This window comes from Type-C symbiont of Plautia stali (assembly GCF_059730935.1).
This window is the reverse complement of record NZ_AP035923.1, coordinates 835,120-852,238: the sequence shown is the minus strand read 5'-3', so window position 1 is coordinate 852,238 and position 17,119 is coordinate 835,120. Positions and strand designations below refer to the sequence as shown.

Below are 17,119 nucleotides of genomic sequence, written 5' to 3'. Positions count from 1 at the left end.
GGCGGGAGTAACCTCATGATGCAAACTTTCTCTTCTCAGGCCGCGCGTGCCTTTCCGTTGCAGTCGTTACACGCCGATGTGCTGGTCGCCGGTGGCGGTCTGGCTGGCGTCTGCGCCGCGCTGGCTGCGGCACGCGCGGGCCAGCAGGTGGTGCTGATTCAGGATCGCCCGGTGCTCGGCGGCAACGCCTCCAGCGAAGTGCGGCTGTGGGCCAACGGCGCGACGTCGCATATGGGTAATAACAACCGCTGGGCGCGTGAAGGCGGCATCATGGGCGAGATCATGGAGGAGAACCTGTGGCGCAACAAAGAGGGCAACCCGGTGCTGTTCGACATGGTGCTGCTGGACATCGTGCAGGCGCAGCCGCGCCTGACGCTGCTGCTCAATACCGTGGTCAGCGACATCGAAAAATCCGCGCAGCGCCTGCAGGCGGTTCAGGCTTTCAACGCCATCAATCAGACCCGCTATCGCGTGACGGCCGACCAGTTTATCGATGCCAGCGGCGACGGCGTGCTCGGCTATCTGGCCGGGGCAGCGCACCGTGTCGGCGCAGAATCACCGCAGGAGTTTGGCGAAAAAATGGCGCCGGGCGAGCAGTTTGGCCACAAGCTCGGCCACTCGATTTATTTTTATACCAAACGCAGCGCGCAGCCGGTGCGCTTTGTACCGCCATCCTTCGCGCTGAAAGAGATCACCGCCATTCCGCGCTATAAACGCCTGAGCTCCGATCTCAACGGCTGCGATCTGTGGTGGCTTGAGTGGGGCGGCCGGCTGGATACCGTGCATGAAAGCGAAACCATCAAGTGGGAGCTGTGGAAGATTGTCTGGGGCGTGTGGGATTACATCAAAAACTCCGGCGAGTTTGCCGATGCCGACACGCTGACCATTGAATGGGTCGGGCTGATTCCCGGCAAGCGTGAGAGCCGACGCTTTCTCGGCGATGCCCTGCTGTGTCAGCAGGATATCATCGCGCAGCGCGACCACTACGATGCGGTGGCCTACGGCGGCTGGTCGATTGACCTGCATCCGGCCGACGGCGTGTACAGCGCTCACGACGGCTGCCGCCAGTTCCACAGCAAAGGCACTTACACCATTCCGTTTCGGGCGCTGTACAGCCAGTCGCTGGATAATCTGCTGCTGACCGGTCGGCTTATCTCTGCCACACACGTTGCCTTTGGCAGCGCGCGCGTGATGTGCACCTGTGGCGTGCTGGGCGAAGTGGTGGGCCGCGCGGCAGCGCTGTGCCAGCAGCATAACCAGACTCCGCGTCAGCTGGCGCAGCCGGAGCATATTGGTCAGCTGCAGCAACAGCTGCTGCGCCACGGCGCGTTCATTCCGCGTCAGCAGCTGGCGCATCCGGCCGGTGCCGCTCAGGTCAGCGCCAGCAGCACCTTCGCGCTGCATGCCCTGCCGGCGGATGGCGGCTGGCACGCCCTAACCTCACGCTGCGCCCTGCTGCTGCCTCTTAAAGCCGGAGAACGCCTGCCCGCGCTGACGGTGCGGCTGCGGGCGTCATCCGCGCAGACGCTGCAGGTTTCACTGCTGACCAGCGACAATCCGGCCAACACCTGCGGCGATCGGCTGCTGGCCACGCACAGCCTGCAGATTGACGCTGAAGAGGCGTATTCGCTGCCGTTTGACTACCGTGCGGAATGCGATCGCTACCTGTTTATCGCCTTTGAAGAAAATCCGGCGGTTGAAGTGGCGCTCACCCGCCAGCGCCTGCCGGGCATTATGATGGTCTTCAACAGCCTCAATCCGCGCGTCGCGAAACGCACCCGGCAGATAAACGACGGCGATTACGGCGTGGAAGAGTTTGATTTCTGGCTACCGCGCCGCGCGCCCAATCAGATCCTGATCGCGTTTAGTCTGGCGACACCGCTGCGGCTGTGGCACTGCGACTATTTGCTCAATGGTAAACTGCGGCCGGAAAGTCACACCAACGGCTGGCTGCCGGCAGCGGACGATCGCCAGCCGTGGGTGTGCTGGCAGTGGCCGGACGCGCAGCGCGCCAGCCAGATTACGTTGCTGTTCGATAACGATTTCGATCATGCGATGGAAACGGTGCAGATGGGCCATGCGCAGGCGGTGACGCCGCACTGCACTACCCACTATCGCCTGTGGCTGGATGACAGGCTGCTGGCCGAGGTCAGCGATAATCATCACTCGCTGTGCCATCATGCGCTGCCCCCGGATACCGCGTTCCGCCAGATTCGGCTGGAGCTGCTGGCCAGCGCAGGCGCCCTGCCCGCGCTTTACGGCCTGCATGTGCATCACCAGCCGGCGATGCCCTGACGCGCCAGCTGCAGGGCGATAAACCACATCACGCCGCCCACCAGCAGATTAATGATGCGCTGCGCCCGTACGGTGCGCAGGCGCGGCGACAGCCAGGCGGCCAGCAGCGCCAGACCGAAAAACCACAGCAGCGAGGCGCTGGCGGTGCCGAAAGCGAACCAGCGGCGCGCCTCCGCCGACGGCAGCTGACTGCCGAGGCTGCCGAGCACCACGAAAGTGTCGAGATAGACATGCGGATTGAGCCAGGTCACCGCCAGCATAGTGGCGACAATGCGCCAGCGCCCCTGCTTCAGCGCCGCCTCTGACGCCAGCGTGACATCACCCTGCCAGGCACTGCGCAGCGCGCCCCAGCCATACCACAGCAGAAACGCCACGCCAGCCCAGGTGATCAGCATCAGCAGAACCGGTGACTGCTGCAACAGCGCGCTGCCGCCAAATATTCCGCCACAGATCAGCGCAATATCGCTCAGTGTGCACAACGACGCGGTCATCAAATGGTAGTGGCGCTTAATGCCCTGGTTCAATACGAAGGCGTTTTGCGGGCCTAACGGCAGGATCAGCGCAGCACCAAGGGCAAGCCCTTGTAAGTAAACAGATAACACAGAAGAGTTCCTGAAAAGGGGTGTTGCTGTGCAGTATAGTGAGGCGCGGATATTAGCGGAAATGGAAAGAATTAATCGGTCATTAGCGTAGCTGATAAAACAAGGGCACCCGCCGGTGCCCAGATAACTTACTCGCTGCGCGCAGGCTGCTGCGCCTCGCTCTGCACCTGATGCAGGTGCACGTCCATCTGCGGATAAGGAATACCGATACCGTGCGCATCCAGCGTGCGCTTGAAGTTCTTCATCAGATCCCAGTAGACGTTCTGCAGATCACCGCTTTTGCTCCAGCAGCGCACCACAAAGTTCAGCGACGAGGCCGCCAGTTCGTTCAGGCCAATCTGGATACCCATATCTTTCAGCACGCGCTCGTCCGCTTCCACCACGTCACGCAGCAGTGCGATCACCTGATCGACATCCGCATCGTAGGCGACGCCAATAATGAACTCGTTGCGACGCATCGGCTCGCGCGAGAAGTTGACGATGTTGCCGGCGATGATTTTGCCGTTTGGCACCACCACAATTTTGCCGTCAGCGGTTTTCAGCGTGGTCGAGAAGATCTGTACATTCTGTACGGTCCCCATTACGCCACCGAGATCGACGAACTCACCGGTGCGGAATGGACGGAAGGTCACCAGCAGTACGCCTGCCGCCAGGTTGGAGAGCGATCCCTGCAGTGCCAGACCGACGGCCAGACCGGCAGCACCGAGCACGGCAATCACCGAGGCGGTCTGCACACCGACGCGGCCCAGCGCGGCAATAATCGTGAAGGCAATGATACCGTAGCGCACCAGCGCCGAGAGGAAATCAGCCACGGTGGCATCAATATGACGCGCGACCAGCAGGCGATTGACGCCGTTCGATACCACGCGCGCGATAATCATCCCGACAATAATGATGGCGATAGCCGCCACGATGTTCACCGCATAGCTGAGGATCAGCGCCTGGTTGCGCACCAGCCAGCCACCTGCATTGTTAATGCCGTCAACGACGTTAAGATCTTCCATTTGTTAGCCCTGTTGTTGAGTTTCCCGCAGGAAAGTACAAAAACTGCCAGATTCAATCCGACACTCCCGAGTACAAGGGTAAACAATAATGGGGCGAAGCGCCAAAAATGTGCTGTATAAACCGGGATTTCCAGACGGGACGCATAAAAAAAGGCCCTTTCGGGCCTTTTTTGTACGGTAAGCAAAAATTACAGTACGTCGACAGCGTTCAGTTCTTTGAAAGCCTGCTCTAAGCGCACAACCATGGAAGATTGTGCCGCACGCAGCCAGACGCGTGGGTCGTAGTATTTTTTGTTCGGGCTGTCAGCGCCGTTCGGGTTGCCAAGCTGACCCTGCAGGTACGCTTCGTTGGTTTTGTAGTACTGCAGGATGCCGTCCCAGGTTGCCCACTGGGTATCGGTATCGATGTTCATCTTGATCACGCCGTAGCTGATAGACTCTTCGATTTCTGCAGCAGAAGAACCGGAACCGCCGTGGAACACGAAGTCCAGCGCGTTGTGCGGCAGGCCGTGTTTCTCTGAAACGTATTTCTGCGAATCACGCAGAATGGTTGGGGTCAGTTTCACGTTGCCTGGCTTGTACACGCCGTGCACGTTACCGAAGGACGCAGCGATGGTGAAACGCGGGCTGATTTTGCTCAGCTCGGTGTAAGCGTAATCTACGTCTTCTGGCTGAGTGTACAGTGCAGAAGCGTCCATGTGGCTGTTGTCCACACCATCTTCTTCACCACCGGTGCAGCCCAGTTCGATTTCCAGCGTCATATCCAGTTTCGCCATGCGCGCCAGATATTTAGAAGAAATCTCGATGTTCTCTTCCAGTGACTCTTCAGACAGGTCGATCATGTGTGAAGAGAACAGAGGCTTACCGGTTTTTTTGAAGTGCTCTTCGCCAGCATCCAGCAGGCCGTCGATCCACGGCAGCAGTTTCTTCGCACAGTGGTCGGTGTGCAGGATTACTGGCACGCCGTACTGTTCAGCCATCAGATGCACATGGTGTGCACCAGCGATTGCGCCGAAAATCGCAGCGCCCTGAGGTTTGTCGGTTTTGAAACCTTTACCGGCGATGAAGGCAGCACCACCGTTAGAGAACTGAACGATGACCGGCGCTTTAACTTTAGCCGCAGCTTCCAGTACCGCGTTGATGGAATCCGTGCCGACGCAGTTAACGGCTGGCAGAGCGAATTTGTTTTCTTTCGCTACTTTGAAGATTTTCTGAACGTCATCACCAGTGACAACGCCGGGTTTTACGAAATCAAAAATTTTAGACATGGTTGTGTCCTGTTTCGTTTATCGTCCACTCCCCAATGGGAATGCGATCTGTTCGCCCACAGCGGGCAAGCCTTCAGACAGCGCCGAAGCGCTGCCCCCAAAAATTACTGCTTCGCGCGCTCTTCCAGCATGGCAACTGCCGGCAGTTTTTTGCCTTCCACGAACTCGAGGAACGCACCGCCACCGGTAGAGATGTAGGAGATTTTGTCCTCGATACCGAACAGGTCGATAGCCGCCAGGGTATCACCGCCGCCGGCAACAGAGAACGCGTCGCTGTCTGCGATAGCGTTGGCAACGATTTCGGTGCCCTTACGGAAGTTCGGGAACTCAAACACGCCAACCGGACCGTTCCACAGAATGGTTTTTGCCTCTTTCAGCAGTTTCGCCATGTTCTGTGCGGTTTCGTCACCGAAGTCCATAATTTCTTCGTTATCCGCTACTTCGGAAACCTTTTTCACGGTTGCCGGGGCAGTTTCGGAGAATTCCGTGCCGACGCGTGAATCGGTCGGTACCGGAATGCCGTACTGGTCGCGCAGGCCTTTAGCGGCCTCAACGAAGTCTGGCTCATACAGCGATTTGCCGACGTTGTTGTCGATCGCCACGAAGGTGTTAGCGATACCGCCACCGACAATCACGGTATCAGCGATTTTCACCAGCGACTGCAGCACGTCGAATTTGGTCGACACTTTAGAACCACCCACCACGGCGACCAGCGGACGCTGTGGATTGCTCATCACTTTGCCCAGCGCTTCCAGTTCGGCAGACAGCAGCGGACCGGCACAGGCGATAGGGGCGAATTTGCCCACGCCGTGAGTAGACGCCTGCGCGCGGTGCGCGGTGCCGAATGCATCCATGACGAACACGTCACACAGCGCGGCATATTTCTTCGACAGGGTTTCGTCGTCTTTTTTCTCGCCTTTGTTGAAGCGAACGTTTTCCAGCACCACCAGTTCACCCGCGCCCACTTCCACGCCGTCGAGGTAGTCTTTCGCCAGGGTCACGTTAGTGCCGTTCAGTTTTTCTTTCAGGTAGTTAACAACCGGCAGGAGGGAGAACTCTTCGTTGTATTCACCTTCGGTCGGGCGACCCAGGTGAGAGGTAACCATCACTTTCGCGCCCTGTTTCAACGCCGCTTCGATGGTAGGCAGAGAAGCACGAATACGTGCATCTGACGTCACTTTCCCTTCTTTCACTGGTACGTTGAGATCGGCACGGATCAGAACGCGTTTACCAGCAAGATCCAGATCGGTCATCTTAATTACAGACATGGTGAACCCTCTCGTTGATTCTCATAAGTTTTGCCAGACGCAGTCCGCGTCTTACCTGAAACCGCTTGCGGCCATTGCTAACGTGGTGTCGATCATGCGGTTAGCAAAGCCCCATTCGTTGTCACACCAGACCAGGGTTTTGATCAGGTGGTGACCGCTGACCCGCGTTTGCGTGCCGTCCACTATGGCACTGTGCGGATCGTGGTTAAAATCTACTGAGACTAACGGTAATTCCGTATAGTCAACTATACCACGAAATGCCCCCTCTGACGCGTTTTGCAGCAACGCGTTGACCTCACACGCCTTCACCGCCTGGCGCACCGAAACGCTCAGATCAATGGCGGTCACGTTGATCGTCGGCACGCGCACCGCGATAGCCTCGAAGCGATCGTTAAATTTCGGAAAAATACGGGTAATGCCAGCGGCAAGACGCGTATCGACCGGAATGATCGACTGACTGGCGGCACGGGTACGGCGCAGGTCGCTGTGATACGCGTCAATCACCTGCTGATCGTGCATCGCCGAGTGAATGGTGGTTACGGTGCCCGACTCAATGCCAAAGGCGTCATCCAGCAGCTTGATCACCGGAATAATGCAGTTGGTGGTGCAGGATGCGTTGGAGACAATGCGGTCAGTTTGTTTAAGAGCCTGTTCGTTAACGCCGAACACTACGGTGGCATCCAAATCGTTGCCGCCGGGATGCGAGAACAACACTTTCTTCGCGCCAGCCTGCAGATGCGCTTCACCATCGTTGCGGCTGCCGTACACGCCGGTGCAGTCCAGCACGATATCGACATTCAGCTCGCGCCACGGCAGCGCGGCAATCTCAGCCTGATGCAGGATACGGATGGTATCTTCGCCAACCCACAGCTGATCGCGCTCCTGGCGTACCTCAAAGGCAAAGCGGCCGTGGCTGGTGTCGTACTTAAGCAGATGCGCCATGCCAGCCGCTTCCGCCAGTTCGTTAATCGCCACTACGGTGATTTCCGCCCGGCGACCGGTTTCATACAGCGCACGCAACACGTTGCGCCCGATACGACCAAAACCATTTATTGCGATACGAATGGTCATCTCACTTCCTGCAGCCACACCTGAAAAAACGTGCCAAATACCTTGAGCGTTTCGCTGCGTTTTGTACAGGGAATTCTTGCCCGGTTACGGTTGCTGACGGAGAGCACACGGCTGCAACTGAAACGGTTCAGCGAGAATAAAGCATGGAAGGAATAACAGGAATGATTGCGATCAACTGTGCTGCTGATTATTGGATCTGCGTCACAAATTCAGGCAATGGCGATTATTACTGCAGGAATAATTGAACCGTTTCAGGTTGAGGTGATAACAGGCCCGCCGATCTGCTCATGGGTGGCGCGGCGCAATTTATTGCGCGTAGTTAAGCCTGAGGATGGCAGCAGAACTGCGCGATGAATCGCGCCGCTACAACACGCAGCGGCGCGATGGGTTACGCGAAATTACAGAATCGATTTCGCGGTTTTCACCACGTTAGCCACGGTGAAGCCGAACTCTTCGAACAGCTTCTCAGCTGGCGCTGACTCACCGAAGGTGGTCATGCCAACGATGGCACCGTGCAGGCCGGTGTATTTGAACCAGTAATCCGCAATACCGGCTTCGATAGCAACGCGTGCGCCAACTGCTTTCGGCAGCACAGACTCACGATAAGCTGCATCCTGCTTATCAAACGCATCGGTAGACGGCATGGACACAACGCGCACCTTACGACCTTCCGCGCTCAGCTGCTCGTAAGCGCCGACTGCCAGCTCAACTTCAGAACCGGTCGCAATCAGAATCAGCTCCGGCGTGCCGTCGCAATCTTTCAGCACGTAACCACCGCGCGCCACGTTAGCCAGCTGCTCAGCGCTACGATCCTGCTGCGCCAGGTTCTGACGCGAGAAGATCAGGGCTGATGGACCGTCAACGCGCTCGATAGCGTATTTCCACGCCACCGCAGATTCCACCTGGTCACATGGACGCCACAGGCTCATGTTCGGGGTGGTGCGCAGGCTGGCCATCTGCTCAACCGGCTGGTGCGTCGGGCCATCTTCACCCAGACCGATAGAGTCGTGGGTATAAACCATCACCTGACGGATTTTCATCAGCGCCGCCATACGTGCCGCGTTACGCGCGTACTCGACGAACATCAGGAAGGTTGCGGTGTACGGCAGGAAGCCACCGTGCAGCGCAATACCGTTGGCGATGGCAGTCATACCAAACTCACGCACGCCGTAATGAATGTAGTTGCCTGCGGCATCTTCATTGATCGGCTTCGAGCCGGACCACATGGTCAGGTTGCTTGGCGCCAGGTCAGCCGAGCCGCCCAGATATTCCGGCAGCAGCTTACCGAAAGCTTCGATGGCATTCTGCGACGCTTTACGGCTGGCGATTTTTGCCGGATTAGCCTGCAGCTGCTCGATGAACTTCTGCGATTCCGCCTGCCAGTTAGCAGGCAGCTCGTTGTTCACGCGGCGTTTGAACTCTGTGGCCAGTTCCGGATGCGCAGCGGCGTAAGCAGCAAACTTCTCGTCCCAGGCTTTCTCTTTCGCCTGGCCGGCTTCTTTGGCATCCCACTGTGCGTAGATATCAGAAGGAATTTCAAATGGGGCGTAGTTCCAGCCCAGCTGTTTACGGGTCAGTGCGATTTCGTCGTCACCCAGCGGGGCACCGTGCGAATCGTGCGTACCGGCTTTGTTCGGGGAACCGAAACCGATGATGGTTTTGCACATCAGCAGCGATGGCTTGTCGGTGACCGCTTTGGCTTCTTCTACCGCTTTTTTGATCGCGTCGGCGTCGTGACCGTCTACGCCACGCACCACGTGCCAGCCGTACGCTTCGAAGCGTTTGGCGGTGTCGTCGGTGAACCAGCCATCCACGTGACCGTCGATAGAGATGCCGTTGTCGTCATAGAACGCCACCAGCTTGCCGAGTTTCAGGGTACCGGCGATGGAGCACACTTCGTGCGAGATGCCTTCCATCATGCAGCCGTCGCCCATGAACACGTAAGTGTGATGGTCTACGATGTCATGGCCCGGACGGTTGAACTGCGCCGCCAGCGTGCGCTCAGCAATGGCGAAGCCCACGGCGTTCGCGATGCCCTGACCCAGTGGGCCGGTAGTGGTTTCCACGCCTGCGGTGTAGCCGTATTCCGGGTGGCCTGGGGTTTTAGAGTGCAGCTGACGGAAGTTCTGCAGCTCGCTCATCGGCAGGTCATAGCCGGTGAGGTGCAGCAGGCTGTAAATCAGCATCGAGCCGTGGCCGTTGGACAGCACGAAACGGTCGCGATCTGCCCACAGCGGGTTAGTTGGATTGTGGTTCAGGAAATCACGCCACAGCACTTCAGCGATATCGGCCATGCCCATTGGGGCACCCGGATGTCCCGATTTCGCTTTCTGTACTGCATCCATACTTAACGCGCGAATGGCGTTGGCAAGCTCTTTACGAGAGGGCATCTTCTACTCCAGGTCGGATTAATGCTCCGCCACGCTTAACTGATTGTAATTAATGAGTTATAAGGCGAAGCGAGAAAAAAGTCGCACATCAATGTACATGAAAATCGGGGCAAAAGTACATGTATCAGGATGCTAAATCTGCGGTTCAGGGTTGCATTTCGGGTCCTGTCTGCTAGCCAATCCGCCCCTGGCACGCTATAACCAATGCATTTAAACACCTGCGTGGTTTTTCAGGTGTTTGTTTTCTCTACTTGTTACTCAAAGGATGCTGATATGAAAATTCGCGCCATGGTTGTCGCGCTGGGAATGGTTTCGCTGCTGAGCGGCTGCGAAGGAATGGATAATAACGCACTGTTGCAGTCTGGCGCGCAGGCGTTTCAGGCTTACTCGCTGAATGATGCCCAGGTTAAAGAGCTGAGCGATCAGTCATGTGCCCAGATGGATAAAGAGAACCAGCTGGCACCGGCCAACAGCAGCTATCAGCAGCGGCTGAACAAAATCGCCGCCGCGCTGGGCGATAACATCAACGGTGTACCGGCCAACTACAAGGTGTATCTGACCAAAGACGTCAACGCCTGGGCGATGGCCAATGGCTGTATCCGCGTTTATAGCGGTCTGATGGATATGATGAGCGACAACGAAGTGGAAGGCGTGCTCGGCCATGAAATGGGCCACGTCGCGCTCGGCCACACGCGCAAAGCAATGCAGGTGGCTTTCGCGACCACGGCGGCACGCAACGCTGCGGCGTCGGTGGGCGGCGTGATTGGTTCGCTATCGCAGTCACAACTGGGCGAGATGGGCGAGAAACTGGTTAACGCGCAGTTCTCACAGACCCAGGAGTCGCAGGCGGATGACTATTCGTACGATCTGCTGAAGAAGCGCGGCATTAATCCGCTTGGTCTGGCGACCAGCTTCGAGAAGCTGGCGAAGCTGGATCAGGGCCGCCAGAGCTCAATGTTTGACTCGCATCCGGATTCTGAGTCGCGCGCGCAGCATATTCGCGACCGCATCGCGGCGGATGGTAAGTAGTTGCCGATCTTCCCCTCACCCCAGCCCTCTCCCGCACGCGGGAGAGGGAGCAGTCCGTGCTGTTCTCACCGCTCGCTCGATCGGTTCCCTCTCCTGGGGGAGAGGGCGCAGTTCGTGCTGTTCTCACCGCCCGCTCGATCGCTTCCCTCTCCCGCATGCGGGAGAGGGCGCAGTCCGTGCTGTTCTCACCGCCCGCTCGATCGGTTCCCTCTCCTGGGGGAGAGGGTCAGGGTGAGGGCAGCCGTCCGCACTGCCGCTTAACCTTTATTCGCCGCCTGCACGTGCAGCATATCCAGCGCCAGCGTCGCAGCGGCCAGTGAGGTCAGGTCGGCGTGATCGTAGCCCGGTGCCACTTCCACCAGATCCATCCCCACAATGTTCATGCCCTGCAGGCCGCGAATCAGCTTGGTGGCTTTATCGCTGGTCAGGCCGCCAATCACTGGCGTACCGGTGCCTGGCGCATGGGCCGGATCGAGGCAGTCGATATCAAACGTCAGGTACACCGGCAAATCGCCCACGGTGCGCTTCACTTCGGCCAGAATATCGTCCACGCTGCGGTCATTAACCTGCGCGGCGTCCAGCACGTTGAAGCCCAGGCTCTTATCGAACTCGGTACGGATACCAATCTGCACCGAATGCTGCGGATCGATCAGCCCTTCCTGCGGCGCAGTGTAGAACATAGTGCCGTGGTCAAAAGTCGGGCCGTTGGAGTAGGTATCGGTATGCGCATCGAAGTGCACCAGCGCCATCTTGCCGAAGTGTTTGGCGTGCGCGCGCAGCAGCGGCAGCGTGACATAGTGATCACCGCCAAAAGTCAGCATGCGCTTGCCGTTCGCCAGCAGCTTTTCCGCGTGCGCCTGCAGCTTGTCGGACAGATCCTGTGAATCACCGAAGGCGTACACCAGATCGCCGCAGTCCACCACGTTGAGGCGCTGACGCAGATCGAAATCCCACGGCCAGCGGCAGCCTTCCCACGCAAGATTAGTGGAGATCTGACGGATCGCCCCCGGCCCTAAACGGCTGCCCGGCCGGCCTGACGTCGCGGCATCAAACGGCACGCCGGTAATCACCCACTCGGCGTCGCTGTCGTAAGGCTGGAAGTTCAGCGGAAAACGCATGAAACCGAAGGCGTTTGAAACCAGGGAGTTGTCGTACTGATTGCCCAGCGTGTTGTACATAACGAGTCCTCTTAAATCCTTAAATCGGTTAGCCAGTTAAGGTATAGATGAAAAAAATCCCCTCCGCGTCGTTAGGCCCGACGAGGAAGGGATTGATGGGCGTGATTATCGCCGAGATTGCCGCGCATCGCAATTAGCGCTCGCGCATCGCCTCTTTGGCCTTGTTAAACGGTTTGACCAGATAATCCATGATGCTCTTCTCGCCGGTTTTGATATCCACGGTAGATACCATGCCCGGGCTGATGGCAAAGCGCCGGCCAGCCTTATTCTGCACATAGTCGTTATCAGTACGAATAAATACGCGGTAGTAGTAAATCTCCGGTTTGACTTCGTCCTGGATGGTATCCGGCGAAATGCTTTCCACCACGCCGTTGAGGCCGCCGTAGATGGCGTAATCGTAAGCGGAGATTTTTACCACCGCGCGCTGGCCCGGATGGATAAAAGCAATATCGCGCGGCGACAGGCGTGCTTCTATCAGCAGCCGATCGTTCATCGGTACGATGTTCATCAGCTCACCGTTGGGCGGAATCACCCCGCCCACCGTCGAGACTTTGATGTTTTTCACGATGCCGCGCATCGGCGCGCGAATGGTCAGACGCGTGACGGTATCTTCGCGTCCTTTAATCACCTGCGCCAGGCTGTCGGCTTCGGCGCTGGCCTTCGCCAGCTCTTCGCGCGCCTGCACATAATACTGCGAGCGCATATCGGTAAGTTTCAGCTCAAGGTCGGACTTATCGCGCTGTAAGCGCAGCACTTCCACGCTGCTGGCGGCACCGGTTTTCGCCAGCCGTTGGGTGATCGCCAGTTCGCGATTAGCCAGCGCCAGCGACTCCTTAAACTGCCGGGTGGCATCATTGAGCTGGGCGCGTTTGGTGTTATACAGCCGGGTTTCCGCCGCGATAAGATCCGGGTAGCCCTTCAGCTCGGCGGGAAACGTGAGCGGATCATCGTTCACTTCCGCACGCAGGCGCGAGGCCGCTGCCAGCGCGGCCCGGTAGCGCGCCGCGCTCTCGCCGACGCTGGACTGCGAGCGCGTGGCATCCAGTTTCGCCACGATCTGCCCGGCCTGCACGCGATCGCCCTCATGCACATACAGTTCCGTGAGAATGCCGCCCTCCAGCGACTGCAGCACCTGCTCGCGCGAACTGGGGATCACCTTCCCGGTGCCGGTTGAGACCTCATCCAGCATGCCAAACCACGCCCACACCAGCGCCACCACGATCAGCGCGGTGCTGATGACGATCAGCCGCACTGCGCCGGTATAGTGGCTTTCCGATTTCAGTTCGCCGAGCAGATCGTCGGACGAATCCACTTCCGCGGCGGTCACCAGCCGCAGTTTTGCCGGCAATTGTTTCATCATGCCTGTCCCTCCCCCGCCGCTCCGCTGGCGCGCGGTGCCGGCAGCGCGTTCTCTTTCGGGCTGTCTATTACCAGCTGCCCCTCTTTCAGCACCAGTATGCGATCCACCAGCGACAGAATTGCCGCGCGGTGCGTCGCCACGATCAGCGTGCGGCCATTCAGCCAGGCACCCAGCCGCTCAATAAAATCCTTCTCGGTATGATCGTCGAGCGAAGCGGTCGGCTCATCCAGCAGCACGATATTAGGATCGCGCAGCAACATGCGCGCCAGCAGCAGCGACTGGCGCTGACCGCCGGACAGCCCGACGCCGCCCTCCATTATCGGATGATCGAGCCCGAGCGGCAGACGGCGAATGAAATCGGCCCCGCCACTGACCGTCAGCGCGGCAAAAATCGCCTCGTCGGTGGCGTGCGCCGCGCCCATGGTGAGGTTTTCCCGCAGCGTACCGTGGAACAGCCGCGCGTTCTGCGTCAGCAGCCCGACGTTGCGCCGCACGTCCGCGACATCAATATGCGGCAGGCTGAGGTTGTCCAGCCGCAGCTCGCCGCCCACCAGATCCATGCCGCCGGCCATCGCCTGCAGCAGCGTGGATTTGCCAGAGCCGTTGCGCCCCAGCACGGCGATACGCTCACCCGGCTTGATGGTCAGCGTCTTGATGCGCAGTGCCACCGTCAGCGAATCGCTGTAGTAGCGGAACATGGCATCGGTGAACTGGTAGTGGCCAAACAGCACTGGACAGTGAATGCGCGTTTCGTCTTTACTGTTCTCCACCGGCAGATTCATCAGCGCATCGAGGCTGCTCTTCGCCGCTTTCACCTGCTGCCAGCGCGCCAGCACGCCACACAGCGTCGCCATTGGCGCAATCATGCGCGAAGACAGCAGCGACGCGGCGACAATCGCCCCGGTGGTGATATCGCCGTTGATCACCATCGGCGCCCCGACCACGATCACGCTGGCGTACACCAGTCCCTGAATGGTGACGCCCCAGCTGATCAGCGCATGCATCACTTTGCGCATCTCGACGCCCGACTGCGCGGTGATGCGGATATAGCTGTTCCACTGCTGCAGAAAGCGATCCTCCGCCTGCATTAGCTTGATATCTTCCAGCCCCTGCACGCTCTCCACCAGCACCGCGTTGCGCAGCGTCGACTCTTTCAGGTTTTGCTGCGCCAGCTTTGCCAGTTTTTTCTGGCTCAGCACGCCGGGCAGGATCATCAGCAGCACCGCCACCGGCGCGATCCACGCCAGCTGCGGCGCGATGATCGCCATCACCAGCATAAACAGCAGGAAGAACGGCATATCGACGATCGCCGTCACCGTGGTCGACGTCACCATTTCGCGCACCGCTTCCAGCTCGCGCAGCTGCGAGATAAAGGTGCCGGTCGATCGCGGTACCGCGCTGTTACGCAGCCGCAGCGCGTGGCCGAACACGCGGTCGGAGACGCGCATATCGGCGCGCTTGCCGAGCAGATCGGTGACGTGATCGCGACCGACGCGCAGAATATAGGTGAACACCACCGAGAGGATCACCCCGATATATAGCACGTACAGCGTGGGGTACGACTGCGCCGGGATCACCCGATCGTACACCTGCATCGAGAAGATGATGCCGACCAGCGCCAGCAGGTTGATCAGGAACGATCCCAGCATCACGTAGCCGTAAGGACGCATGTCGTGCAGCACCAGACGGCGCAGCCAGTCGGGTCTGACCGTGGCGAGATAGCGATCGACACGGCTATCTTTGGCGGCCGTCACCGGGCGCAGCGCCGCGGCGTAGCGGATCTGCGGCAGCAGCGTGTTCAGCGCGATCGGCGCCGGTTGTTCATCGCCGGCCAGGTGCACGCGCACCGTGTCATCGCCATCAAAGCTGGTGATGACGCCAACCTGGCCGTCGCTCAGTTCCACCGCCAGCGGCAAGCGCCAGCTGCTGATCTCCCACTGATGCTCTTCATACAGCTGCAGCGACAGCCCGGCCTGACGCGCCAGATGGCGCAGTGCTTTATCACGTGACTGTTTGCCCTGCCATTCGCTGGCAGCCATGATCATGCCCGGCGAGCACGGCAGGCGATAATGGGTCGCGATGAGAATAATGGCGGTGGCCCAGCCGTGTAGCGGCACCTCGCCACCGGCGGCGCTGGCGGGATTGCCATTGGGGGCGTCCGGAATCTGTAATTGCGTCATGGCTGGATCTCCACGGACTGGATGCGCTGGTTATTCAGCGCAAACGCTGACCGCATCTGCCCGGTGCTGTATAAGCAGTCGAGCTGCAGTGAACGTAACTGACTGATGGTTTGCTGCATGGCGAAGCGCGTCTGAAACACTTCCTGTTCGGCGTTGAGCACGTCCAGCAGCGGACGGGTGCCGAGCTGCAGATACTGATCCTGATACAGCTGCTGCGTCTTCTCGCCCAGCGTCTGCTGACGCGACATGATCGCCAGGCTCTGCGACAGGCTCAGCGCTTCGGTTTGCGATTCGCTGAGCTGCTGCTGCGCTTTGAGGCGCGCCGAGTTCACCGCCGCATTGGCCGCCTGCAGCGCGCTGGCCGCCGCATCGCGCGCCGCGGTAATGCCGCCGCCCTGATACAGCGGCATCTCAACTTTGACGAACGCGGAATACTGGGTGCGGTCGAGCGTTTCGCTGCCGGAGTAGTGATTGTTGAGGTAATGCGTGACCTGCGGTTCCAGCGAAATGGTGGGTAAATTCTGCGCGTTGGCGTTATCTAGTTTAGCCTGCGCCTGCCGCGCCTGCGCCCACGCCGCCAGCACCGCCGGATTGGATTTGTCGTCAGCTTTGCCCACCGCGCAGGCGCGCGTCAGGCTGGGCGGAAACGCATCGCTGACCTTCTTCACCAGTGGCCAGCCGAGATAGCTGGCCAGCGTGGCACGCCAGCGGTTGAGGCTGGCCTGATACTGGGTCAGCGTGGTGCGCGCGCCTTCGATACGCGCGTCGGTCTGCGTGGCGTCCGAGAGCGATGCTGCCCCCTCTTCATTGCGCTGACGCGCCAGATCGCCAATCTTACTCAACGCCGTCAGCTGATCCTGGGCGATCTTCACCAGTTGCTGATAGCCCTGCACCTGCACCAGCGCGGCGGCGGTGTCGTGCGCGACGGTATCAATACTCACCAGCACGCTGGCCTGCTCCTGCGCCACCCCGGCTTCGGCGGAGCGCACCGAACTGCTGACTTTGCCGAAGTCATACAGCATCTGCGATACCGACAGCACAAATGACGGGCTGAAGCCTTTCTCGCTGTAGGCGTTGCTGTAGCCGTTGTTCATGCCGGCGCTGATTTGCGGATAGTATTTGGCCTGCGCCACATCGACCTGGCTGGCCTGCTCCAGCATTTTGCCAATTGCCTGCGCGATGTCCGGATGCCACTGGATGGCACGCTGTACTGCCTGGTTAAGGGTTAAGGTATCCGGCACGTTAGCCAGCGCGGGTTCGGCCACCTGACCGGTTAAGGAGGGAAGATCCTGCTGCTGCGCCAGACCGGCTGAGGTTATGCGCCCCGCCTGCGTCACGGCATCACTGGCAGCCATAAGATGAGAACTGTGAAAAAACACAATGCCAGCACACAGGGCGCTGAGCTTACAGGTACGGCGAGTTGTTGCGCCTGATTGCATCAGATCCATCGATTGTTCACCAGTAAAAGAGAGAA

Annotated in this window: 12 protein-coding genes; 2 read left to right on the top strand and 10 right to left on the bottom strand. The window is 59.1% G+C overall.

Going from position 1 to position 17,119, the window contains the following annotated elements; genetic code table 11:
* The first annotated feature begins 18 nt into the window (after nt 1–18).
* Nucleotides 19–2,295, top strand: a complete 2,277-nt coding sequence (locus tag AC6I7J_RS03865; RefSeq protein WP_498007209.1) for an FAD-dependent oxidoreductase — start codon at nt 19–21, stop codon at nt 2,293–2,295.
* Here the strand turns inward: AC6I7J_RS03865 and argO are convergent.
* From argO to tkt, 6 genes are all read right to left on the bottom strand, one after another.
* The gene (argO, locus tag AC6I7J_RS03860) at nt 2,274–2,897 is read right to left on the bottom strand and encodes an arginine exporter ArgO (RefSeq protein ID WP_021506651.1); all 624 of its coding nucleotides are present in this window, start codon (nt 2,895–2,897) and stop codon (nt 2,274–2,276) included. The two genes, AC6I7J_RS03865 and argO, sit on opposite strands and share 22 nt — an antisense overlap.
* A 128-nt stretch (nt 2,898–3,025) precedes the next feature.
* A complete protein-coding gene (mscS, locus tag AC6I7J_RS03855) occupies nt 3,026–3,901 on the bottom strand; it encodes a small-conductance mechanosensitive channel MscS (protein WP_136546699.1) in 876 nt (291 codons plus the stop codon).
* 188 nt (nt 3,902–4,089) lie between these two features.
* The gene (gene fbaA, locus AC6I7J_RS03850) at nt 4,090–5,169 is read right to left on the bottom strand and encodes a class II fructose-bisphosphate aldolase (protein WP_058757103.1); all 1,080 of its coding nucleotides are present in this window, start codon (nt 5,167–5,169) and stop codon (nt 4,090–4,092) included.
* Nucleotides 5,170–5,273: 104 nt separating this feature from the next.
* Entirely contained in the window at nt 5,274–6,437 is a 1,164-nt protein-coding gene (pgk, locus tag AC6I7J_RS03845) for a phosphoglycerate kinase (RefSeq protein ID WP_058771544.1), read from the bottom strand.
* A gap of 51 nt (nt 6,438–6,488) precedes the next feature.
* Nucleotides 6,489–7,508: an erythrose-4-phosphate dehydrogenase gene (epd, locus tag AC6I7J_RS03840; RefSeq protein WP_136546701.1), complete on the bottom strand. Its 1,020-nt coding sequence runs from the start codon at nt 7,506–7,508 to the stop codon at nt 6,489–6,491.
* Between the two features lie 398 nt (nt 7,509–7,906).
* Nucleotides 7,907–9,898: a transketolase gene (gene tkt / locus AC6I7J_RS03835; RefSeq protein WP_058771542.1), complete on the bottom strand. Its 1,992-nt coding sequence runs from the start codon at nt 9,896–9,898 to the stop codon at nt 7,907–7,909.
* Between the two features lie 273 nt (nt 9,899–10,171).
* On the opposite strand from tkt, the gene loiP reads away from it, so the two are divergent.
* Nucleotides 10,172–10,927 carry a metalloprotease LoiP gene (loiP, locus tag AC6I7J_RS03830; RefSeq protein ID WP_021506645.1) on the top strand — a complete coding sequence of 252 codons (756 nt, stop codon included), beginning with the start codon at nt 10,172–10,174 and terminating at the stop codon, nt 10,925–10,927.
* Between the two features lie 257 nt (nt 10,928–11,184).
* On the opposite strand, the gene speB is transcribed toward loiP, so the two are convergent.
* The 4 genes from speB to AC6I7J_RS03810 form a co-directional block, all read right to left on the bottom strand.
* Complete coding sequence (speB, locus tag AC6I7J_RS03825) at nt 11,185–12,105, bottom strand: agmatinase (RefSeq protein ID WP_021506644.1); 921 nt, start codon at nt 12,103–12,105, stop codon at nt 11,185–11,187.
* 133 nt (nt 12,106–12,238) lie between these two features.
* Complete coding sequence (locus AC6I7J_RS03820; protein WP_369974314.1) at nt 12,239–13,462, bottom strand: HlyD family type I secretion periplasmic adaptor subunit; 1,224 nt, start codon at nt 13,460–13,462, stop codon at nt 12,239–12,241.
* A complete protein-coding gene (locus tag AC6I7J_RS03815) occupies nt 13,462–15,645 on the bottom strand; it encodes a type I secretion system permease/ATPase (protein ID WP_394515902.1) in 2,184 nt (727 codons plus the stop codon). Before AC6I7J_RS03815 ends, AC6I7J_RS03820 begins: the two co-directional genes overlap by 1 nt.
* Nucleotides 15,642–17,093 (bottom strand): TolC family outer membrane protein, encoded by a 1,452-nt coding sequence (locus AC6I7J_RS03810; protein WP_031279469.1) that lies wholly within the window; start codon nt 17,091–17,093, stop codon nt 15,642–15,644. The genes AC6I7J_RS03815 and AC6I7J_RS03810 overlap by 4 nt, the downstream gene beginning before the upstream one ends.
* Nucleotides 17,094–17,119 lie beyond the last annotated feature (26 nt).

Bases quoted from the DNA above. Each gene is read 5' to 3' on its own strand.
- loiP (WP_021506645.1), top strand. From the start codon at position 10,172: ATGAAAATTCGCGCCATGGTTGTCGCGCTGGGAATGGTTTCGCTGCTG.
- tkt (WP_058771542.1), bottom strand. From the start codon at position 9,898: ATGCCCTCTCGTAAAGAGCTTGCCAACGCCATTCGCGCGTTAAGTATG.
- AC6I7J_RS03820 (WP_369974314.1), bottom strand. From the start codon at position 13,462: ATGAAACAATTGCCGGCAAAACTGCGGCTGGTGACCGCCGCGGAAGTG.
- pgk (WP_058771544.1), bottom strand. From the start codon at position 6,437: ATGTCTGTAATTAAGATGACCGATCTGGATCTTGCTGGTAAACGCGTT.
- speB (WP_021506644.1), bottom strand. From the start codon at position 12,105: ATGTACAACACGCTGGGCAATCAGTACGACAACTCCCTGGTTTCAAAC.
- AC6I7J_RS03810 (WP_031279469.1), bottom strand. From the start codon at position 17,093: ATGGATCTGATGCAATCAGGCGCAACAACTCGCCGTACCTGTAAGCTC.
- fbaA (WP_058757103.1), bottom strand. From the start codon at position 5,169: ATGTCTAAAATTTTTGATTTCGTAAAACCCGGCGTTGTCACTGGTGAT.
- epd (WP_136546701.1), bottom strand. From the start codon at position 7,508: ATGACCATTCGTATCGCAATAAATGGTTTTGGTCGTATCGGGCGCAAC.
- mscS (WP_136546699.1), bottom strand. From the start codon at position 3,901: ATGGAAGATCTTAACGTCGTTGACGGCATTAACAATGCAGGTGGCTGG.
- AC6I7J_RS03865 (WP_498007209.1), top strand. From the start codon at position 19: ATGCAAACTTTCTCTTCTCAGGCCGCGCGTGCCTTTCCGTTGCAGTCG.
- AC6I7J_RS03815 (WP_394515902.1), bottom strand. From the start codon at position 15,645: ATGACGCAATTACAGATTCCGGACGCCCCCAATGGCAATCCCGCCAGC.